The sequence below is a fragment of the Sandaracinobacter neustonicus genome (assembly GCF_006385875.1).
Taxonomy (GTDB): domain Bacteria; phylum Pseudomonadota; class Alphaproteobacteria; order Sphingomonadales; family Sphingomonadaceae; genus Sandaracinobacteroides; species Sandaracinobacteroides neustonicus.
The window spans coordinates 1-19661 of sequence record NZ_VFSU01000017.1 but is presented as its reverse complement, the minus strand read 5'-3'; the positions used below and the strand labels follow the sequence as shown (position 1 = coordinate 19661).

The window sequence follows — 19661 nt, the reverse complement described above, 5'->3', positions numbered from 1 at the left end:
TCAGGCTGCAATCCGGATCTGCGTCAGCTGCGGATCGGCAGTGATCCCGGCGGCTGCCAGCAGCGCCGGCGTCTCGCTGGTAATCTCGATCCTGAGGGCGCCGAGCAATTGACCGCCGATCTCGCGTGGAAGGCCGAGCGGCTGGCACCTCCAGCCAAAGGCAAGGATCTGCTGCATCCAGCCAACCTCCGCGATTGCGGTGTAGAGGGAGATGCCGTTAGCCAGCGCATGGTTGGCGATTGCGCCCACGAGCGTGTTGCGCACCGACCGGCGCTCGCGCGCTGTCAGCCGGCGATCAAGACAGAAGCGGGTGATTTCGCGGGTTGTCGGTCCGCGCGGCGGCGCTCCGTCACATAAGGCCTCGTAAAAGCTGTCGAGAATATGTGGCCGAACTGTCTGGAGCAGCCGGGCCGACCCCATGTGTGCGCCCTGCCGGTCGGCCAGCACCAGATAGGTCGCGTGCCCGTCATCGAACTGGTCGACCTCATAGGCGTCGTCGATGACCGGCACATCCCATTTCAGGAGATCGACAAACACGGATTTGCGCGCGGCAAACATGGAGCGAAGTACGTAATCTTCGTCCGGTGGGGCAGACGTTCGCAGGACATGAAGCATTTCGGACTTTCCCTGGCTGTGAGGCGCCAAGGATCAGTCGGGGAGCCCGCCCGCCGCCATCCCGGAAAAGGGGGATATCAGCGCCGGAAAATGTCGGTGAGGGTAAGCGTTCCGTCGAACAGCGTCTGGACCAACAGTAATGTGCGCTTGTTTACCCCGTAGCGTCCGCAGGCCTGCCTGACATGCTGGGCCACCGTCTCCTCGCTGACTCCGAGAATACGGGCGATCTCCCAGTCCCCCTTTCCGCGCGCGACCCAGAGCGCACAGTCGCGCTGCCGGTCGGTCAACGGTGTCGTGCCGACGACTGCCCGCTGGCCACGCCGCAACCACAGCCGGCGGGCTGCCTCGAAGGCGAAGTTGCCCGCAAGCTGGGCAATCGGAAAGATATGCGCGGGCGTTGCGCCACCGGCGTCACTGGCAAAGGAGCAGGAACCGCGCGATTCACCCGGCACATGCGCCGGCACGGTGAACCCGTTGCCGATGCCCTGATCCCTGCCCAGCGACAGCATGGCGCGATCCGCCGGCGTCAGCGCGATCATCTCGGGGATCCTCGACCAGCAGAACCCTACACTGGTCACATGGCTCGCACGGTGAACCGGATCGCTGACACCGAGCCTGTGGCGGTCATAATAGTCCTGCCAGCTTTCAGGATAGTTGTGGAGGCGGGTGGCCCTGTCAGGTGTGGCCGCGAAATCGACATGATGGCTAAGTGCGTAATAGCGGAACCCCAGTTCCCGTGTGACCTCCGCCATGGCGAACTCGAGATCCTGCTCGGTCTCGACCTCCTGCGCGATGCGGACAAGCTGCTTTACCGCTCCCGGAATAGGCATCCGGTTCCCTTACATCCGCCGGAGGCGTCTCAAGCCGCCGAACGCCCGACAGGTGCCCTTTCACCTCAACACAGTCCGCGCGGCGAATTCTCAGGTCGCCGACCGGCGCTTCAGACCCCGCATATGAACTATCACGACGATCGTCCTAGCGAAAGTGGGAGGCCAGTCGGGCCAACAGTTGGTAACGCTATGCGACCCGCTTATGCGGCCATGCGCCTGTTTCCCTCGTCCGGGATATTGAGGTCATGACGCCGGAGGGCCAGCCGCCGCTACTCTGCTGGCGCGACGCGGCATCGTACGCCCGCATGCAACGGATCGATCGCGCTGGCATCATGTGGGAATGGCTGCGCCGGGACCCGGATTACGTCGCCTGGCATATAGAGGCGAGCACCGCCACGCGTGGCGCCATTCCGGCCCCTGTCGCATGGGGGCTTCTCTTTCGCGGAACATCCGGGCCTCGCCGCACCTGACGCCCGGATCCTCTGGAGCGCGGCCGTCGACCCCGGCACACTGACGATCACTGCCCGACCCGCAGATCCGGGGGACCCCGACAGCCTGCTCCTCGCGCATATCGCGCCCTGGCTTACCTGCGTTGAAGGGGCAGACGGATATGAGCATGCTGTCCTGTCGGACGGATGGCATCACATCCGGCTGGATGTGACCGGCGGTCGGCTGTCAGGGCAGCTTGCCGTGCATCTCCACTACCGGTTGCATGGGCTCTCTTCCGCCCGCAGCCGCATGCTGCCGCTCCGGCGCTTTCTTGGTCTTTGCCAGCATCGCCGCTTCGGTCCGTCACTGTTCCCGCGCGAGCCACAAACGCTCCGATGGCTCGAGATGCTGCGTGTCCATGACGCGGTGCAGGATGGTGCCAGCCACCGCGAGATCGCGGGCGCCCTGTTCGGAGAAGCGCGGGTCGACAGCGACTGGAACGGCAACTCTGACTCGCTCCGCTCGCGTGTTCGCCGGCTGGCGAGGGATGCAAGAGCAATGGCCGCAGGTGGCTACCGAAATCTTCTGCGCCGGCGCTGACTGCGGGACTGGCAGCCGATGCAGGGCGCATTTCCTTACCTTGTCGCTGCCACCTGAGGACAGATGCGGAAATGGCCGGGCCCGCCGCCCGGTCAACAGGCCGCCCGCTCCTTCGCTGGCGCTCCCGTGTTGCCTGTCCTGTTCGGCCTCTTCGGGCCTTCACTGACCGGCCGATCGATCCTGCCCGGCCCCTTCTTCCGCATCCTCAAACGGCAGCGCGAAGGAAGACGCACATGTCCCGCACATTCGACAGAAAGCCAGACATCTACACCCGGATCACGGCACAGATCATTGCCCTCCTGGAGGCCGGCACCCGCCCCTGGATCCAGCCCTGGCAATCTGCGCACGCGGCCGGACCGGTATCGCGCCCGCTTCGGTTCAACCTCGAGCCCTATTCCGGAATCAACATTCTCACCCTGTGGGGTTCCGCGATGAGCCAGGGGTTTGCAGCGCCGGTCTGGATGACCTTCCGTCAGGCGCTCGAGCTCGGCGGTCATGTCCGCAAGGGCGAGAGCGGCTCGCCCGTCGTCTACGCCAATAGCTGTAAACGGACCGATACCGATCCGGAAACCGGCGAGCCCGACGAGCACAGTATCCCGTTCCTGAAGGCCTATACGGTGTTCAACGTGGAGCAGATCGAGGGTTTGCCGGCCCAGTTTCTCGCACCTGTACGGCCTGCAGCGAACCCCGACACACGCATCGGAACTGCTGAAGCCTTCTTCGCCGCCACCGGCGCTGACATCCGCCATGTCGGCAGCTCGGCCTGCTACATTCCCGCACTCGATCGCATCCACATGCCGCAGTTCACGGACTTCCGGGATGCTGAAGGCTATTATGCGACGCTGGCGCATGAGATGACCCACTGGACCGGACATTCCGCCCGGCTGAAGCGGAGCTTCGGTCGCCAACGGTTTGGCGACGCCGGCTATGCCATGGAGGAGCTGGTGGCTGAGCTCGGAGCCGCGTTCCTCTGCGCCGACCTGAAGCTGACGCTCACGGTTCGCGACGATCATGCAAGCTATATCGCAAGCTGGCTGAAGGTCCTGAAGGGCGATACCAAAGCGGTGTTTACTGCTGCGGCGCATGCGCAACGGGCCGCGGACTGGCTGCACCGGCTTCAGCCGGGCTGACCGGCTATGGTTGCCGACATTGGTACGCAGGGATGAATCGGGGCGAATGTCTTTGGAATCCTGCACCAGCGGCAAAAATCGCGGCAAGGTTTGCGCCCCGTTTTCGGCTTTGTGTTTCAAATTCATGCTGTTGCGCAATCACCGAGCCGGCATGGGAAACGGCATTCCTGTGCCCGCTCCTGTATGGCGGGAGCCATTGCCCGTCGGCTGAACATACCGTCCAGGCAGCCGACGGATGCTCCGGAACCGTCAGAGCAATCGCATCGGCCAGTTGGTCCGCCGGACAGGACTCCCGGTCGAATCTTCAGGCAGTTGGCGCAGATTCCTACGTCTTGAACGGATGGGCCAATCCCGACCATTCGCCAAAAGAGCGCGATCCTGTCTCTCGATATGCAGCCTGTCCGTCATGCCACAATAGCTGCATCGCGCTGGTAATCGGCAAGTTCGGGCCGTCCAGCCTTCTGCATTTCAGGCATTCCTACTCACCTTATCAGGTGGCTGCGATCTCTTGCCCGGCGCCTTTAGGCCACATGCTTTCCAAAAGAGGTGAGCCGCCCTTCAGACTTCATCGGCCCTGGCATCTGGCGCCACGGCCTTCAATGGCCCGCCCGCACCACCCCTTCGGGCCGGGTTGGCCATGAAGCCCGTGAGCTCGGGCCCGATGCCCGTTCGCCGCTCGTCCTTCGGGACGGACAACCTCTTGAGATGGAGCGAACAATGGGACTCGACATGTATGCAATGACCATCGACCACGCCCCTGCGGGACCGGTGGATTTCGAAACGCGCGATGCAGCCGAACTGCATTACTGGCGCAAACATCCGAACCTCCACGGCTGGATGCAGGGGCTCTACGGCGAGAAGGGCGGCACGCAGAACTTCAATTGCACGCCGGTTCTTCTGACTATCGAGGACCTCGACCGGCTGGAAGCCGATGTCAGGGCCGGCAATCTGCCACCGACCAGCGGCTTCTTCTTCGGCGAAACCGATGGCAGCGAAACCAACGATGATCTCGAGTTCATCGCCAAGGCTCGCGGGGCTATCGCGGATGGCAAGACCGTCTTCTACGACAGCTGGTGGTGAGAGCCGCCGCGTGCGGGGAGCCTTCGGGCTCCCCGCTTTCAGTCGCTCTGTTCGATCGGGACAGACGGCCGCGCGGTAGTTGCTTCACATATTGACCGCCCTAACCCCTTGCCTCGGAGGGCAATATTCGGGTTCCTGCCACCTCCTGAAACGCGGACCGCAATCGCGGCAGGCACAGGAATATGTGAAGAGATCTGGAGCCGCGCTGCGGACCTCAGCTCAGGATTCTGCGGCCGAAATCTGCATCCATGGCTGGCTCTCATCAATGCGGAGCATGCCACCGGTTGCTGAGACAAGGGATCGAAGAAGGCCAAGATTGTCCGGGCTGCATTCGGCGGTGGCAAGCGTGCCGGGACCGGTGAAGACATGGGCATAGTCGTCCGCTGCCCAGGAATCGAGAAAGAGGTTGAGAGCGCTCCAGGCCCCGTCAGCCTGCCGGAACTCCACAATTTTGTATTCCGGACGCTGCATGCCGCGGACGGAAACAGCTGTCTTGCCGGCAGCCACCACAAGCTGCGCGACCTCATCCGCGGTCAGATGGCCCGCAAGGATAGCCTGCGTTTCCTGGCTCATACACCTGTCCCCCATGCCCCGGCACTTCGCGGCTGCCGGAGATCAAACCCGCCCGATGCAGGCAGATTTCCTGACTCCCGACACACAAAAATTTCAGGCTGCATAAACTGCGGATTTCATAGAGCCAGTATCATTTCGGCCGGCTGAAAAGTCAATAAAATGACAAAAATTCAGGCAATTATTGGCCCGAAACGAATGCAGTCCGAGCTGGTGTCGGGAAAGCCTGGTGCACGGTTTCGGCGCAGTCATTTCAGCCTCCGCACCGTTCCTGGAGGGCGCCTGTCGGAGCCTGCCCCGCTCTGTCCTTTACGCACTCGACTGACATATAGCCCGGGCAGAACAGTTAGCGTGTTGCGGCTGTAAACTGATCCCGTCGTGCCTGTGCAATGGCTCGCATTCCGGCTTCTCGGACTGCCAGCGCTCCGCGCGACGTCGCCCGTGCCCGCATGTGCATTTGCCGTACTTCAGAATATCGCGGTGCAGATTCGGGAGGGATACACCTGTCCTTTCACGCCGACGAGAGCAGCGTCTCCGGGGCCGGGAACAGGGCATCTCCGCGTCGGCGCCCGACCGTCTCAGGGACTTCAGGGGCTGTGACCTGGACCGGTCGCAGTCCGCCCAAACCATCACACAGAACTGATTTCCCCGGCCGGATGTGTGGCCTCCTCGCGCCCGGCTGCGCCTGCAAATCAGTCCCGCGTTCCGGTCCTTCGCTGCCGCTCCGGCCTGTCGGTTGCCCGGCCGGCTTTGACCGGTCCTCCCGGTCAGCCCATCGACCCCGAACGGTTCGGGGCGACAGATGAGGAGACAACCAATGCCCGCAATCGGACACGTCAGCCGCGACGGCCAGGGCTTTAAGGGCCAGCTGAAAACCCTCTCGATCCGCACCGACATCGAGATTCTCCCGAACGAGCGCAAGACCGGCGACACCCAGCCCGACTACCGCGTGACGGCGGATGGTGTGGAGGTCGGAGCCGGCTGGCTTCGTAAGGGTGAAACAAGCGGCCGGGACTATGTCTCGCTCTCGCTGGCAGCCCCCGAATTCGGCCCCCGGCGCCTTTACGCCAACCTCGGTCGCGCGGCCGGGCAGGACGAAGACAGCTTCGCTATCATCTGGAACCCCGCCGACTGAAGGGCCGGCCCCGCGCCCCGATCCGGGCGCGGGGCTTTCCCTTTCCGCTCGCCGTGTGAGGGGTGGTCGCATTCCCATGCATGGCGATCCGACCCTGCACCTCGGGTCCATGGACGTCCAGGTCTGACCCCGCCGGGCGCGTCAGACGCGCCCTTGATCGGGGAGCAAGCCGATGACCGACACCGCTCAGCGCGCCCAGGTTGCGCGCAAGACATGCCCATTTCTCAACGCCAAACAGACCGCCTTTCACCTTGGCCTTGCCTGCTCGACGCTGAAGCGGATGCGGCAGACCGGCACCGGCCCGAAATGCCGGATGCATGGCCGCATGTGCCGCTACCATATCGATGACATCGAGGCATGGTCGGCGGCCCGGGCGCGGGGCGGCGATGATGCGTAAACCCCGCCAGCTGCCACTGTTCGATCGGCCCTTGCCGCCCGCATCGCCGCCGGAAAGGCGACGATCGCATTGGCGACCGGTGCTCCTGATGGTCACCGGACTCAGCGCTCTCGTGGTCACGACCGCGTTCCCGCCGACCCCCCGTCTGATCTGGAATGCCAGCGCCAGTGCACCGATCGGGCTCTATGCGGTATTGCCAAAAGCCCCGCTTCGACGCGGCGATATGGCATTCGCCTTTGCGCCGCCGGCTGCCCGCGAACTGGCTGCCCGTCGCCACTATCTGCCGCGCAACGTACCGCTGCTGAAGCGGGTGGTGGCGATGGAGGGTGATCAGGTTTGTGCCCGCGATCTCGGGGTCCGCATCAACGGCCGGCCGGCCGCTGTCCGCCGCGAAACCGATCGCCTGGGGCGCGCGCTTCCGGGCTGGCAGGGCTGTGTTGTGCTCGGCCGGGATGAACTGTTCTTGCTGATGACGGACAGCCCGGACTCCTTCGACGGACGCTATTTCGGGGTGAGTAAACGGCAGCAGATTGTCGGCCGGGCGACCGCCCTGTGGCTGCCGTGAAGCGCCTGCCCGTGGCCCTGCTGATGTTGATTGCAGAGCCAGCCTCTGCCTGGTGCGGGCCCGTCGACCATGTAAATCTGTGGCACCGCGAGATCGCCGAAGCCTCCATCCAAACTGGTGTTCCAGTCAGCTGGATCGAGCGAGTTATGCGCGCGGAAAGCTGCGGCCGCACCCGGCTCAACGGGGAGCCGATCATCAGTCCAGCGGGCGCGATGGGACTGATGCAACTGATGCCGGAAACCTGGGCGGAGATGCGTGCGCGCTACGCACTGGGGTCTGATCCCTATGCGCCCCGCGACAATATTCTGGCGGGTGCTGCCTATCTCCGACGCATGTATGACAGGTTCGGATATCCCGGTCTCTATGCGGCCTACAATGCCGGACCAGGTCGCTATTCCATGCATTTGAAGAGCGGAAAAGCTCTGCCTGCCGAGACCAGAATCTATCTGCAAAAAGTGGCGGGCGAACATTCCGTTGCGAAGCCGGAGATAGGTAATCCTGCAAAACCGGCGCTGTTTGTGGTGCGCTTTCAGCAGCCCCCCGACGCAGCCGATCCGGTCGAACAGCTTCCAACTTCACCTTCGGTCGACCCGTTGTTTGCGGTTCGGAGGCGCCCGTGACGGGTATGCTGAGCAACCTTTTTCAGGCTCGTTATGCCGGACAGTCAGGCAGGTTGGTGAACTGGCTCCAGGTGGCAGCGCGAGTTGTGATCAATGGGCGTCGGGGAGAAGCCAGGGAAACGCGAGGAGATGAGGTCGGCGTAAGGCAAGATAAAGCGTCGGCACTATGCTGCCTCAACACATTGTCTGCACATCTCTTTTTGCGCCTTCGCCTGGCACTGTGTCATTCCTGGCGGTGCCAGGCGGGTCGTTTGTGCTGCCACCTGAATGGTCTGGAGGGCACCCCTGCTCCGGTTGCACCGGTGAGCTGGTTTAAGGCGTTCTGTTTTGCAGAGGGATTGTCCCATGGCCGATGACGAAAGCCTGATCCCTCGGCTCGGGCGCCAGCGCCAGCAGCGGATCAGGCCTGCAAAGCGTTACCTTAGCCGCGTGCTTGCCGCTGCAAATCTCGCTCGCGGCGGAGCCGGAAAGGCAGCGCGAAAGAGCCGTTTCACCGGAAGCCGGATCGGCCGCGGCGCCGGAATTGGGCGCCTGCTTGCCAGTCGCGATGGATATCGTGGCGCTGGCCGGCGGCGAGTGATCGTCAAGGCCAGCATTGTCCGCCTTGCCGGAAAGGGCTCTTCGGCTGCCGCCGCACACCTTAGATATCTGCAACGCGACGGCACGACGCGCGAGGGCGAGCGGGGCGCACTCTACGGTCGCGACAGCGACGCGATTGACGGGCCCGCGTTCAACAGGCGGCTGGCCGGTGACCGTCACCAGTTCCGCTTCATCGTGTCGCCCGAAGATGGCCATCAGTATGAGGATCTGAAGCCACTTGCCCGGCGGCTGATGGCGCGAATGGAAGAGGACCTCGGGAGCGAGCTCGACTGGGTCGCGGTCGACCATTTCAACACCGGACATCCGCACACCCATATTGTCGTACGGGGGAAGGACGCAACGGGCGCAGACCTGGTGATCGCGCGCGACTATCTGACGGTCGGCATTCGCGAGCGGGCGACCGAGCTTGTCGAGCTCGATCTTGGCCCCCGCACGGAACGGGAAGTCGCGCAGGCGCTCCGTGCAGAAATCGGCCAGGAGAGGCTGACGTCCATAGACCGCATGTTACTGAGATCAGCCGACATCAATCGGATCGTCAGCAGCGATCATGCGAGGGCCGTTGACCAGTCGCTCCGTGCCGGGCGCCTCGGGAAGCTTGAGCGGCTGGGACTTGCAACTTCGATCGGTGCAGGCCGGTTCCGGCTGGCGCCTGACCTCGCTGATACGCTGCAGCGCATGGGAGAGCGTGGCGACATCATCCGTACCATGCAGCGCGAGTTCTCTGGCCGGGATATGCCCCCTGCCGCCGCGGAGCAGGCCATCTACGATCCGGCGCTACCAGAGGCCCGTTCGCTCGTCGGCCGGGTGGCAGCTCATGGCCTCGCTGACGAACATGCCGACCACCATTATCTGATCGTCGATGCGGTCGACGGCCGCAGCCACTATGTCGCGATCGGACGCGGTCAGGAGGTCGCGAGCGGTCTGGCGCCAGGTGCGATTGTTCGGATCGAGCCCGCTCGTGCCGAAGTCCGTGACGTCGACCGCACGATCGCCCGGATCGCTGCCGCCAATGACGGCCGCTACGATATCGACGCGCATCTGAGCCAGGACCCTCGCGCCACCGAAGCGTTTGCCGAAGCGCATGTCCGACGGCTGGAGGCGCTGCGACGGAAAGCTCGCCTTGTCGAGCGGGACGCATCCGGGCGCTGGACCATTCCGGCCGACCATCTGGAACGGGTCGAGGCCTGTGAGAAGGCGCAACTGCGCGACCGACCGGTATCGTTGGCCATCCTGTCGACGCAGCCACTCGAGAAACTGGTCCATGCAGAAGCTGCCACCTGGATCGATCGGGAGCTGGTTTCGGGTTCGCCCGAACCGCTTCGAACAGCCGGCTTCGGGCGGGAGGTCGGTACTGCGCAGGCGCAACGACGACAGTGGCTGGTGGCGCAGGGGTTTGCGGAAGACGGCGTCGATGGCCCGGCCTTTCCGCGCGGGATGCTGGCTGCCCTCCAACGGCGGGAGTTGTTGCGCGTTGCAGCGCAGTTCTCCGCCGAGCTCAATCTTCCATTCGTTGAGCTCGCAGATGGGGAGGCCGTGGAGGGGATCTGTCGTCGATCTGTCGACATGGTGAGCGGTCGGTTCACACTGGTGGAAAGAGCACGGGATTTTGCGCTCGTTCCCTGGCGGCCGGTGCTGGAGCGCCAGCTCGGAAAAACGGTTGCCGGCATCATGCGGGAGGACGGGATCAGCTGGTCGATCGGACGGCGACGGGAAGGGCCTTCAATCAGCTGACAGGCTGAGCACCTGTTTCGCCGTCCGAACCTTGTCGCACACCACTTCCGCTGGCATCCGGATTCATCCTTTCCGCTAACGGCTGCGGTGCAAAGCATCCGGGTTCAGAAATCTCCTGTGGATGACGTGGCGTCGCTAAGAACAAAATACGAACAAAATCACCCGCAGGGCTTGCCAACCGGGGCTCATAGCGACACCATGTCGAAAATCGTCCCAGGGGGTATATGCTCAACGAACTTGCCGCTCTTCGCGTCCGTGCCGGGCTTTCAGTCGATGATCTCGCACAACTGACCGGTTACAGCGTGCGGCAGGTGCAGCGCTGGGAAGCGGGCGATGGAAAGCCGCGGGAAGCGGCAATCGGTTTGTTGCGCTCCATGGCAGCCGACGCACAGGATGCGGGTAGCGGTCGGTTTAACTTCATTGACCTGTTCGCCGGGATAGGCGGCATTCGCCGCGGCTTCGACGCGATCGGCGGGCACTGCGTGTTCACGTCCGAGTGGAACAAATATGCGCAGCAGACCTACGCCGCCAACTTCCGCGACAATCACCCTCCGCACGGCGACATCACAACGATCGGCACCGATGAGATCCCGGAGCACGATGTGCTGCTGGCGGGCTTCCCCTGTCAGCCCTTCTCGATCGCCGGCGTCTCCAAAAAGAACTCGCTCGGTCGCCTGCACGGATTCCTGGATGAAACCCAGGGGACGCTGTTCTTCGATGTCGCGCGCATCCTGAAGGCGCGGCGTCCGGCGGCATTCCTGCTGGAGAACGTCAAGAACCTGACCAGCCATGACAAGGGACGGACCTTTCAGGTGATCCTGAAAACCCTGACTGAAGAGCTTGGCTACAAGGTCTGGCACAAGGTGATCGATGCTCAGCACTTCGTGCCGCAGCATCGCGAGCGGATCGTCATTGTTGGCTTCCGCGAGGAGGTCCCGTTCAGCTGGGACGATCTGCAATTGCCGCCCAAAGGCAGCATCCGCCTGAAGACGATCCTTCACCCGGAGAATGGCTCCGAGAAAGCCGAAGCGCCCTACACGCTTGGCCCGGATGCCGCAGTGAATGGCAAATACACCCTCACTGACAAGCTCTGGCAGTATCTGCAGGGTTATGCCGACAAGCATAAGGCAGCCGGCAACGGCTTCGGCTTCGGCCTCGTGACGCCGAATGACGTCGCGCGCACGCTTTCCGCCCGCTACTATAAGGATGGATCAGAGATCCTCGTCAGCCAGGGCAAGCGAAAGAACCCCCGCAGGCTCACCCCCCGCGAATGCGCGCGCCTCATGGGTTATGGCGATGACTTCCGCATCCCCGTTTCAGATACGCAGGCCTACAAGCAGTTCGGAAACTCGGTCGCCGTCCCGGTCTTCGAAGCGGTTGCCCGGATCATGCAGCCGCATATCCAGGCACTGACAGAGACGACGCGCCGGCGTGAAGCCGCCTGAGGTGTGGCGGACGTTCACGACGCAGCGACCCGCAGCCGGAATATGGCGGCTGTTAAAGGACGGGATACCAGACCTGAGCTGCTGATCCGCAAAGCGCTCCATGCGGCCGGGCTGCGCTACCGGCTGCATGCAAAACAGCTTCCCGGGAAGCCCGATCTTGTCTTCCCCCGACACAGGGCGGTTGTTTTCGTTCACGGCTGCTTCTGGCATCAGCATGACTGCCATCTGTTCCGATGGCCGGCCACGCGGCAGGAGTTCTGGCGCGAGAAGATCGGCCGCAATGTCGTGAATGACGAAAGGTCGACACAGGCACTGCGGGATGCGGGCTGGCGTGTTGCAACAGTCTGGGAGTGTGCACTGAAGGGCCGGACCAGACCCGACTTCGGGGATGCTATGCAGCGACTGGCCGCCTGGATACAGACGGGTGAACAGACAATCACAATCAGGGGCGGATAGTTGGTCGCGTCACTTGCACAGTTGCTGGATCTGATGCGCCATCACGGCGCCTCCCGCATCTATGCCAAGAAACTTGCCCCAAACGACAATTCCAAGAATCAGGTCTATCTTGGCGGCGACTTCTCAGCGCTCAACATTATCCCCCACGGCGAGATCTATACCGATGACGCTGGCATAGCCGGCGCGGTCCGGGATCGGGCAAAGGCGCCCGTCAGGTTCAGCTGGATAGACGGGGACGGGGGGCACGATGCCCCCAACACAGGCCTCATCCTCTACCCGAAATATCCGGAAGTTCGTCTGTCAGGCTTTCTGCTCGGCAGCACCGGCGCACCAAAAGAGATTATGCGCGTCCGGGATGCGGGCCGGGTACTGATACTGGGCATTACACCGGAAGGTGAAGTGCTGGGCTATGCGGCAGAGGCAGAACATCCGGTTGCCCGGGAACTGAACGCCCGCGACTGGCCGACAATCGGCGTCTTCCTCGAACTGCCGCTGACGCTCGACCGCGCGGAGAGCCCAAGGGATCGGCTGTTGAGCGAACTGCGCCGGATCTATGCACTGCAGTGGATCGGGTCGCAGAAGCTGGCGAGGGACGGTACGAAGGCTCCGTATGCCGCGCGCAACGGCGGCGGCTACACGCTGGAAGCAGAGCTGGGCATCACGCCCAATGGCTATGCCGAGCCGGACTTCATGGGCTGGGAAGTGAAGCAATATGGTGTCGCCGACTTCCTGGCCTTCCGGCCGAAGTCTCCGGTGACCCTGATGACACCCGAGCCGACCGGCGGCATCTACCGCACCGGCGGCATCGCGGAATTCCTGAAGCAGTTCGGCTATCCCGATCAGGCCGGGGTCCCGGACCGGTTCAATTTTGGCGGGCGCTATGATTGCAAGCGAGGTGCCAATCATCTGACTGGCCTGCGCATGGTGCTGTCGGGCTACGATGAGGCCTCGGGCAAGATGACGGACCTGAATGGCGGCATGAGCCTCGTCGATGCCAACGATGCTGTGGCAGCTTCATGGACTTTCAAGGGACTAATGGCGCACTGGAACCGAAAGCATGCGCAGGCTGCCTATGTGCCTTCGCTGTTCCGCACGCCGCCGCCCGAGTATAGCTATGGCGGGCAGGTCCTGCTGTGCGAACAGACTGACTTCCTACTGTTTTTGAAGGCCTTTGCGTCAGGCATGGTCTACTATGATCCGGCGATCAAGGTGGAGAACGCCCCATCTCCGGCACCGCAGATCAAGCGGCGCAGTCAGTTTCGGGTCGCGCATGCGGATTTGACCAGGCTTTATGAGCGGCATGAAAAAGTGAAGCTGTGAGGCGTGCGCCATCACGTCCGTCTGTTTCTTGCATTGATCTCCGCTGGCCAGAAGCGCCTTTCGAATGAAACTCGCCATTCGTTCGATTGGAAGCAATCAGGGTGGCTACGTCTGTGTTACCGCCTACAGCTCAGCTATCTACTCCAACTCCGCACGATAGAATTTACAGTCGAATCAATGAGCTCGGCACAATGGCTCTATATGCCAAGCTCCATCGAAAGAGCATGGGCGTCACCAAGTTTCGAAATGGGGGTTGGAAGTGGCTGGTTATCGTAAACAGGTCGTGACATTTCTTGATATAATGGGGTTTCGCAATATCGTTGGTTTGAAAACAGCTGATGACATTTCTGACATGCTGGACCGAATTTTGGCATCCGCTGCCGCTCCAAGCGCCGCAGGCGAGGGCAATACGAGCCTGATATCCTTTTCCGACAGCATCATTCGCGCTCGCCCTTGTGCCAGAGATTTATCGGTGGCCTTTTTCCATGAAGTTAGCGAGCTCGCTCGCGCGCAATGGAATCTAATGAATAGTGGAATTCTGGTACGGGGCGGCATTACGGCGGGCGAGGTTCTCATAAAGCCCGGTCGAGCCTTCGGCCCGGCTTTCATAAAAGCGTACGATCTCGAATCGTCGTGGGCGAAGGGGCCTCGGATACTAGTTGATCCTGAGATCATAATAATGTTGCGAGCTGAGGCGAAAACCAAAGGCGGCGAGGAGGGGCGTGCTTTAATCGCTCGCGCCCGAGAGCTATTGAATCATGACGCAGACGGGCTGTGGTTTGTTGATTATATTCGCGAGGCCTCGCAATTTACCTCATCAGCCGATCATCGAGCTGCGTTGCTTGCCCAACGCGACGAAATAATCAAAATTACGAATGGACTAAAACCATCCTCGCCAGTGCTTTCAAAGTATCTTTGGCTGATCCGCTACTTCAATGACAGCGCGAAAAGGATTTATCGCGGCGACAAATCGCTTGAGATCAAGCGTACAGACGTGCCGCTGGCAGACAGACTGCTGCTACCGATAAGAAAAGCGTCGATATGATCTGGTGGCTACATCTCTGCAGCGATCATCGTCGGCAAGTATCTGTGAAATTGGATGAAGCTATCGAACACACCAACTTGGCCAATGATCTCATCCAAGTCGAAACCTAGGCTGGTCACGGCCAGCGCTCGATTGTTGCCGATCTTCTCAAGTTCTATCCTCTCACGCACAGTTAGGTCGGGGACGAGAAGTATCTTCAGGTCGTCCCACGTGGCGGAAGCAAATGGCCAGGCGCCGTCGGTGATCGCGTTGCGCAAAGCCTTTTTCCTTTTAGGGCGGATCACCATGCCGGTAATCGTAATCTCCACCGGATCGGCCCCACAGCGCACAACCGACATAGGTTCAAAAATCCGATCCGTAGCCCCGGCAACGCCGGCGGCGGCGGCATTGCCGTATGCTTTTGCTACCGCGATGCAAAGTGCATGCAAATCCATAGGATTGCTATAGTCGCTCGGCGCCAGAAAATCTGAAAGTTCGCTTTCAACACGAGCTCTCGCAACCTCTTCACGTTCTGCCACAGTAAGTCTTGCGTTGTCTCGATACAGGGGCCCGGCCCAGACGTCGAAATCGATTTCCAGAGTAATGCGCAGGATGCCGTCCAAGCCGATCGAGTTGGCCAACTCTTGAAACTGGCGCGGTCCACTGGCGGGGTTGTTTGCAGCGTCACGCCGAAGCCAGAGTATGAATTTGTCGGTATCCTCGATACCTTCGTTCTCGAACAGGTCATGCCAATTGGATACGATGTCATCGAAATCGGCATGAACTCTACGAGCATCCGAGATGGGCTTGTTGAACATCTGACGTTGCGCAAGCGATACGTCTGTGCTGAATGCCAGCAATCGTTTCAAACCAAGGGCGCGGTATAGGCGCCGCTGATCGTCTAGCGCGAAACCTGACATTGCTCCATAGGCGTGGTTGGTGACAGAACATACACGCTGAACGCGGTTCAGTAGATCCACAAAGATCGCCAGATCGAACACGTCTATCGAACGCGCTCCAACCATCGATTTCCCGATCATTCGGCAGCGTCCTTGTAGCGCGCAAGTTCATATGCGAAGGCCTGTCGCCCAACATCTTTGGCCTTGGCCTTGGCGTCCGCGAAATACACAACGCCGAGGAGTTCCACGTCGGCCTTGTCTGCAACGAAGCTCACAGTCGACAGCTTGTTGTTTCTTGTCGGTGCGGGGAATTGTGGAATGTAAAACTCGATTGCTTTGTTGCGTGGCCATTTTTTCATCGGAAGTTCTGGCGCTCTAGTTTTTATATCGGTCAGCGACATCGCCACCGTGTCCTCGCGGTAGATGGTGTGGAGTGCAGCTTCTGATTTTTTCCAAGTATTGGTGAAATCGGTAAGCTTTTTCGTGGCGGCACTCATCATGTCTTTGGCATAAGAATAGATCTCAGTGCCATGATCAATCCCGCGCTTAGTTGTCGTTAGTGGCAGGAGCGCGGGGTTTTCTGATCGCAGTATAAGAAGGCCGGTGATAGCCATAAACTGATTGTGAAAGCTCGGTGTGGTTCCTTCCCCCCACCCAGTTACCCAAGTGCGATCCTTCCACACGACGATTCGGTCGTTGCAAGCGACCGACCAGCCGGCGTCGTCGACGCTATTCTTGACCTCGCTTTCCTTTGCGTCATCGTCAGCATCTGGCAATCGACGAAACAACCCAGCGTACAGCTCAATATCGACGCCCTTGAGATGACCCTTGTATACGATAGGCTGGATTGCATCGTCGGCATACGATGCATGCTCCGATGCTAGGAGCCGAAATGATTTCGGAAGAATGGGGTCGGGAACAGGATCGCTCGCCAAACGCCGGACGGTGATCCGAAACCCCTTATCGATGATTAGCGCATAGTGGCGGGCAACCACTTGCGATAGCCGGTTGATGAATGCGCTGTCGGCAAAGCGATCCTTTACCTGTGAATTCAGCTTGCGGACCGAGATCCGTGTTCCTCTGGCGGAAATCTCACCTGCGGCTATTTCCTCCAGCGGCAAGGGGTCCCAATCGTCATTCGCTAACCAAGCTTCGGAAATTGATACTTCGAAGGGCGTGTCGGACCAAGATCGCACTTTTGCGTCCCGACCAAGTTTGAAGATCGCTCGTTTCATGCCGATCCCGTACATGCCGACCGTGGCAACACCTTCCGTTCCGGTTATCGGGTCAGGTCGTCCGATCGCGAAAGCCTTCTTGCGCGCCAACTCGATCGGGATGCCGCCGCAATTGTCATCCAGTTGGAAGAGCTCGGGTCCGATTACGAAATTTGCGCCGTAGCCTTCGTAAGGTTTGGCGGCCTGCAGATCAGGGTCGTAAGTGCGAAGTATGCCATCCACACAATTGTCCAGCAGATCGAGCAAAGCGTCTTCGAGCTCGATATCGCGGACGAGCATGTTCACGAAGAAGTTCTTGCTGGGTTGCGCAAGTGCTTGATTCGGTTCCAATTGAAGCATTGACTCTCCTTACCATCGTCATCCGCCCCAAACCGTGAGGAATGCATGATCCCGTCGATCTGCCAGTTGTAATCCCGATACGGCAACCCTCCATTTCGGAATACGTCAAACTCCTTTTGAGGCCATCCAAATTGGCGCCCTCACCCGCTGCGCTAAGATGATGAGCGAGCCTGCGTTACTCTGCCGCTGCCGCAAAAGCTTCGTCGCGAAGAACTACTCCGGCGAGCTTTGTAGCAATTGCCTGAAATACTGCATGCGCCATAATCGGAGAAACGCTGTTCCCGATCATGCGGAAGCTATGCCACACTGTCGGATGAAACTTGTGCCAATCAGGGAAACCTTGAAGGCGCGCTCCTTCTCGAACAGTAATCACGCGATTTTCTTCGGGATGGATCGGGCGGACCGATTGATAAGATCCAAGATCCGCGCCTGTCCCCGCCCGTAGGGTTGGGCACAAGCCCTCCCATGCCAATCGGGGATGGCGACCCACTCTCTCGAGTCCGCCTTGAGGTATGGCGGAGAAACGCTCGACCACCTTGTCGGTATGGCGCGTTGTACGATGCCCGGTAAAATGTCCTGCGAACTCGCCCTGCCTTATGCGTAACGCCTTTGCGTACTCGTGCGGACGGCCTCGCTTTTGAAGCCTCCACAAATCGAAACCACTTTCATCATCTTTGACGAAGGATGCTCCGGCGATATCCACTATCGCTTGACGTACCGTCGCGGCGGGCCGCTTTAGGACGGCTATGTCCTTCCGAGTAACGGCTTCACCGCGATCCTTGTGAACCCCTACGACAAAAAGTCGGTGGCGCTTTGTCGCGGCGCCAAATTCGCTGGCATCCCATACCGATGGTTCGGGCACATCGTAGATATCCGAGACGTGTTCAATCGCAGATTCCAGTTCGCCTATATTCTCTGGGTAGAGGAGGCCTCGGACGTTCTCCATCACGAAAAAAGTCGGCTGAAGTTCATGAACCAACCGAAAGAAGTGCCACAAAAGTTTACGCCGAACGTCGGTAATGTCGCGGCGGCCGATAGCACTGAAGCCTTGGCAAGGCGGACCTCCGAATATGCCATCCACCCGCCCACCCGCTTCGAGCTCGATCCGCTCCGCCGTTAGCTCAGCAACGTCGTGGAGAACCAAATTGGTATGAGGAAAATTTGCGGTGTAAGATGACGTGAGAGTCGCGTCGAGATCGAATGCCGCAGCTACTTCAAAACCGGCCATATGCGCGCCGTGGGAGAAACCACCCGTCCCGCAAAACAACTCAACCAGTCTCATTCTTCGCCAGCGCGCATCGTCACCCCGTGGCGCGGCTTAGCACATGCACTTCGGTCCGAGAATCCCCTTTCTGCATCAAATTGGACTTACCTCCATGAAGTCGAAACGAATTTCCCTAGGTATCTACAGCTAGTGTTCCAAGAGTATTCGAAGGGTTGGTATTACGTCGTTTCGGAAATCTATAACTTGCGTAGCACCAGTCAGCATACCATCTTCATGCACAATGCCATTAATGCGCTTGACGTGACCTTTGAAGTTTTCACAACCTCGCCGACATGTGCGGCGCTCATGTTCAGGAAACGCGTCATCGTTCTTCAGGAGCCAGTCGAGGACGTTTTCCAACGTCGGCGAAAAGTTGCGCTTTTGTCCTTCCGTGAACGCTCGACCTTGTGCTGCCTGAATCTCGTACACGAATTGCTTCACATCGCCATAGCGAGCCTTACGCTTGAGATAGTCAGTAAGGACAATCTCGAAGAAAGCTCGGAGGAGAAACGCCGCGCCATAAGGAAAATCATTGATTTCCAAGCGCGCGGCTTCGTCAGCTAGTGAGCGCACCTTCGGCGAACTAGTTTTGATGTCACACGGGTGAAATAGCGTAGAGAGACTCTCGGTGTGCGTGAGCCGCCCTTCCGGTGAAGGCGACGATCGACGCTGTGGAACAGTCAGCGCGCCATTCCGTTTTTCATGGTTGTCAGCCTGTGACGAGGGTCGCGGGCTGTCAGTCGTCAGAACATTTGGCGCAACTCGCGGCGTAAATTAGCGGAGTGCGGGCCTCGTCTGGGGGTTGATGTTACGCGGCGAGCTTGCGGTGCTGCAAGCGCCGATGTTCGATGGTCTGTCGCTTGATCCTTTCACGCTGTTGGATGATCGCCGGAGCCCTGCCGAAGTAGGCGTCGGCGGGCGTCACATTGTTCAGGCTCTCGTGGTAACGCTGGTGGTTGTAGTGCTCGACGAAGGCTTGGATCTGGGACTCAAGGTCGCCGGGCAGGAAGTAATTTTCCAGCAGGATGCGGTTCTTCAGGGTTTGGTGCCAGCGTTCGATTTTGCCCTGGGTCTGGGGATGCATCGGAGCGCCGCGTACATGGCTCATCTTCTGCGCATCGATGTATTCCGCCAGTTCGCCGGCGATGTAGCTGGGGCCGTTATCGCTGAGCAGCCTGGGCTTGTGCAGCACCGTGGCGCTGTCGCAGCCCGAGGCCTTGAGCGCGAGGTCCAGCGTGTCGGTGACATCCTCGGCCCGCATGTTGGTGCACAGCTTCCATGCAATGATGTAGCGAGAGAAGTCGTCGAGCACGGTCGACAGGTACATCCAACCCCAGCCGATGATCTTGAAGTAGGTAAAATCGGTCTGCCACATCT

The 19661-nt window shown here is 60.3% G+C and carries 21 protein-coding genes; 13 read left to right on the top strand and 8 right to left on the bottom strand.

Translation table 11 applies throughout. The features are described 5' to 3' along the window. Together FJQ54_RS05260 and FJQ54_RS05255 are read right to left on the bottom strand one after the other, a co-directional pair. On the bottom strand, nucleotides 1–558 hold the full coding sequence (locus FJQ54_RS05260; RefSeq protein ID WP_328592160.1) for an acyl-homoserine-lactone synthase: 558 nt from the start codon (nucleotides 556–558) through the stop codon (nucleotides 1–3). A 134-nt stretch (nucleotides 559–692) separates the two neighbouring features. Further along, a complete protein-coding gene (locus FJQ54_RS05255) occupies nucleotides 693–1445 on the bottom strand; it encodes a LuxR family transcriptional regulator (RefSeq protein ID WP_140927369.1) in 753 nt (250 codons plus the stop codon). A gap of 245 nt (nucleotides 1446–1690) precedes the next feature. Between FJQ54_RS05255 and FJQ54_RS18085 the strand changes: the two genes are divergently transcribed. The 4 genes from FJQ54_RS18085 to FJQ54_RS05240 all read left to right on the top strand — a co-directional run bounded on the left by FJQ54_RS18085 (nucleotide 1691) and on the right by FJQ54_RS05240 (nucleotide 4684). Continuing rightward, on the top strand, nucleotides 1691–1915 hold the full coding sequence (locus tag FJQ54_RS18085; protein WP_408006014.1) for a transcriptional regulator domain-containing protein: 225 nt from the start codon (nucleotides 1691–1693) through the stop codon (nucleotides 1913–1915). Continuing rightward, on the top strand, nucleotides 1845–2474 hold the full coding sequence (locus FJQ54_RS17620) for a DUF2285 domain-containing protein (RefSeq protein ID WP_207790370.1): 630 nt from the start codon (nucleotides 1845–1847) through the stop codon (nucleotides 2472–2474). The genes FJQ54_RS18085 and FJQ54_RS17620 overlap by 71 nt, the downstream gene beginning before the upstream one ends. A 233-nt stretch (nucleotides 2475–2707) precedes the next feature. Beyond that, complete coding sequence (locus FJQ54_RS05245; RefSeq protein WP_140927368.1) at nucleotides 2708–3604, top strand: ArdC family protein; 897 nt, start codon at nucleotides 2708–2710, stop codon at nucleotides 3602–3604. A gap of 717 nt (nucleotides 3605–4321) precedes the next feature. Beyond that, entirely contained in the window at nucleotides 4322–4684 is a 363-nt protein-coding gene (locus FJQ54_RS05240) for a phosphoglycerate kinase (protein WP_140927367.1), read from the top strand. 219 nt (nucleotides 4685–4903) lie between these two features. Here FJQ54_RS05240 and FJQ54_RS05235 read toward each other — a convergent pair whose 3' ends face one another. Continuing rightward, nucleotides 4904–5257 (bottom strand): hypothetical protein, encoded by a 354-nt coding sequence (locus tag FJQ54_RS05235; RefSeq protein WP_140927366.1) that lies wholly within the window; start codon nucleotides 5255–5257, stop codon nucleotides 4904–4906. An 814-nt stretch (nucleotides 5258–6071) separates the two neighbouring features. Here FJQ54_RS05235 and FJQ54_RS05230 point away from each other — a divergent pair. From FJQ54_RS05230 to FJQ54_RS05190, 9 genes are all read left to right on the top strand, one after another. Beyond that, the gene (locus tag FJQ54_RS05230) at nucleotides 6072–6389 is read left to right on the top strand and encodes a DUF736 domain-containing protein (RefSeq protein ID WP_140927365.1); all 318 of its coding nucleotides are present in this window, start codon (nucleotides 6072–6074) and stop codon (nucleotides 6387–6389) included. 172 nt (nucleotides 6390–6561) lie between these two features. Continuing rightward, complete coding sequence (locus tag FJQ54_RS05225) at nucleotides 6562–6786, top strand: helix-turn-helix transcriptional regulator (protein WP_140927364.1); 225 nt, start codon at nucleotides 6562–6564, stop codon at nucleotides 6784–6786. Then, nucleotides 6776–7351: a S26 family signal peptidase gene (locus FJQ54_RS05220; protein ID WP_140927363.1), complete on the top strand. Its 576-nt coding sequence runs from the start codon at nucleotides 6776–6778 to the stop codon at nucleotides 7349–7351. The genes FJQ54_RS05225 and FJQ54_RS05220 overlap by 11 nt, the downstream gene beginning before the upstream one ends. After that, nucleotides 7339–7971: a lytic transglycosylase domain-containing protein gene (locus FJQ54_RS05215; RefSeq protein WP_235890324.1), complete on the top strand. Its 633-nt coding sequence runs from the start codon at nucleotides 7339–7341 to the stop codon at nucleotides 7969–7971. Before FJQ54_RS05220 ends, FJQ54_RS05215 begins: the two co-directional genes overlap by 13 nt. Before the next feature lie 345 nt (nucleotides 7972–8316). Continuing rightward, on the top strand, nucleotides 8317–10302 hold the full coding sequence (gene rlxS, locus FJQ54_RS05210) for a relaxase/mobilization nuclease RlxS (RefSeq protein ID WP_140927362.1): 1986 nt from the start codon (nucleotides 8317–8319) through the stop codon (nucleotides 10300–10302). 224 nt (nucleotides 10303–10526) lie between these two features. Then, complete coding sequence (gene dcm / locus FJQ54_RS05205) at nucleotides 10527–11747, top strand: DNA (cytosine-5-)-methyltransferase (RefSeq protein WP_140927361.1); 1221 nt, start codon at nucleotides 10527–10529, stop codon at nucleotides 11745–11747. A 3-nt stretch (nucleotides 11748–11750) separates the two neighbouring features. Then, nucleotides 11751–12203 (top strand): very short patch repair endonuclease, encoded by a 453-nt coding sequence (locus FJQ54_RS05200; protein ID WP_140927360.1) that lies wholly within the window; start codon nucleotides 11751–11753, stop codon nucleotides 12201–12203. Continuing rightward, complete coding sequence (locus FJQ54_RS05195; protein ID WP_140927359.1) at nucleotides 12204–13523, top strand: MvaI/BcnI family restriction endonuclease; 1320 nt, start codon at nucleotides 12204–12206, stop codon at nucleotides 13521–13523. Between the two features lie 259 nt (nucleotides 13524–13782). Next, nucleotides 13783–14568, top strand: a complete 786-nt coding sequence (locus FJQ54_RS05190) for a hypothetical protein (protein WP_140927358.1) — start codon at nucleotides 13783–13785, stop codon at nucleotides 14566–14568. Nucleotides 14569–14576: 8 nt separating this feature from the next. Here the strand turns inward: FJQ54_RS05190 and FJQ54_RS05185 are convergent, their stop codons facing one another. The 5 genes from FJQ54_RS05185 to FJQ54_RS05165 all read right to left on the bottom strand — a co-directional run. Continuing rightward, nucleotides 14577–15587 (bottom strand): O-methyltransferase, encoded by a 1011-nt coding sequence (locus FJQ54_RS05185; RefSeq protein ID WP_140927357.1) that lies wholly within the window; start codon nucleotides 15585–15587, stop codon nucleotides 14577–14579. Beyond that, nucleotides 15584–17020 (bottom strand): ATP-binding protein, encoded by a 1437-nt coding sequence (locus FJQ54_RS05180; protein WP_140927356.1) that lies wholly within the window; start codon nucleotides 17018–17020, stop codon nucleotides 15584–15586. Before FJQ54_RS05180 ends, FJQ54_RS05185 begins: the two co-directional genes overlap by 4 nt. A gap of 175 nt (nucleotides 17021–17195) precedes the next feature. Continuing rightward, nucleotides 17196–18302, bottom strand: coding sequence for a DNA cytosine methyltransferase (locus FJQ54_RS05175; protein WP_140927355.1), 1107 nt, complete (start codon nucleotides 18300–18302; stop codon nucleotides 17196–17198). 129 nt (nucleotides 18303–18431) lie between these two features. Beyond that, nucleotides 18432–18827 carry a hypothetical protein gene (locus tag FJQ54_RS05170; RefSeq protein WP_140927354.1) on the bottom strand — a complete coding sequence of 132 codons (396 nt, stop codon included), beginning with the start codon at nucleotides 18825–18827 and terminating at the stop codon, nucleotides 18432–18434. A 265-nt stretch (nucleotides 18828–19092) separates the two neighbouring features. Further along, on the bottom strand, nucleotides 19093–19661 hold a 569-nt coding region (locus tag FJQ54_RS05165), incomplete at its 5' end, for a DDE-type integrase/transposase/recombinase (RefSeq protein WP_140927353.1).

Coding starts and splice junctions, on each gene's coding strand:
- FJQ54_RS05260 (WP_328592160.1), bottom strand. CDS start 558: ATGTTTGCCGCGCGCAAATCCGTGTTTGTCGATCTCCTGAAATGGGAT.
- FJQ54_RS05255 (WP_140927369.1), bottom strand. CDS start 1,445: ATGCCTATTCCGGGAGCGGTAAAGCAGCTTGTCCGCATCGCGCAGGAG.
- FJQ54_RS18085 (WP_408006014.1), top strand. CDS start 1,691: ATGACGCCGGAGGGCCAGCCGCCGCTACTCTGCTGGCGCGACGCGGCA.
- FJQ54_RS05245 (WP_140927368.1), top strand. CDS start 2,708: ATGTCCCGCACATTCGACAGAAAGCCAGACATCTACACCCGGATCACG.
- FJQ54_RS05240 (WP_140927367.1), top strand. CDS start 4,322: ATGGGACTCGACATGTATGCAATGACCATCGACCACGCCCCTGCGGGA.
- FJQ54_RS05235 (WP_140927366.1), bottom strand. CDS start 5,257: ATGAGCCAGGAAACGCAGGCTATCCTTGCGGGCCATCTGACCGCGGAT.
- FJQ54_RS05230 (WP_140927365.1), top strand. CDS start 6,072: ATGCCCGCAATCGGACACGTCAGCCGCGACGGCCAGGGCTTTAAGGGC.
- FJQ54_RS05225 (WP_140927364.1), top strand. CDS start 6,562: ATGACCGACACCGCTCAGCGCGCCCAGGTTGCGCGCAAGACATGCCCA.
- FJQ54_RS05220 (WP_140927363.1), top strand. CDS start 6,776: ATGATGCGTAAACCCCGCCAGCTGCCACTGTTCGATCGGCCCTTGCCG.
- rlxS (WP_140927362.1), top strand. CDS start 8,317: ATGGCCGATGACGAAAGCCTGATCCCTCGGCTCGGGCGCCAGCGCCAG.
- dcm (WP_140927361.1), top strand. CDS start 10,527: ATGCTCAACGAACTTGCCGCTCTTCGCGTCCGTGCCGGGCTTTCAGTC.
- FJQ54_RS05185 (WP_140927357.1), bottom strand. CDS start 15,587: ATGATCGGGAAATCGATGGTTGGAGCGCGTTCGATAGACGTGTTCGAT.
- FJQ54_RS05180 (WP_140927356.1), bottom strand. CDS start 17,020: ATGCTTCAATTGGAACCGAATCAAGCACTTGCGCAACCCAGCAAGAAC.
- FJQ54_RS05175 (WP_140927355.1), bottom strand. CDS start 18,302: ATGAGACTGGTTGAGTTGTTTTGCGGGACGGGTGGTTTCTCCCACGGC.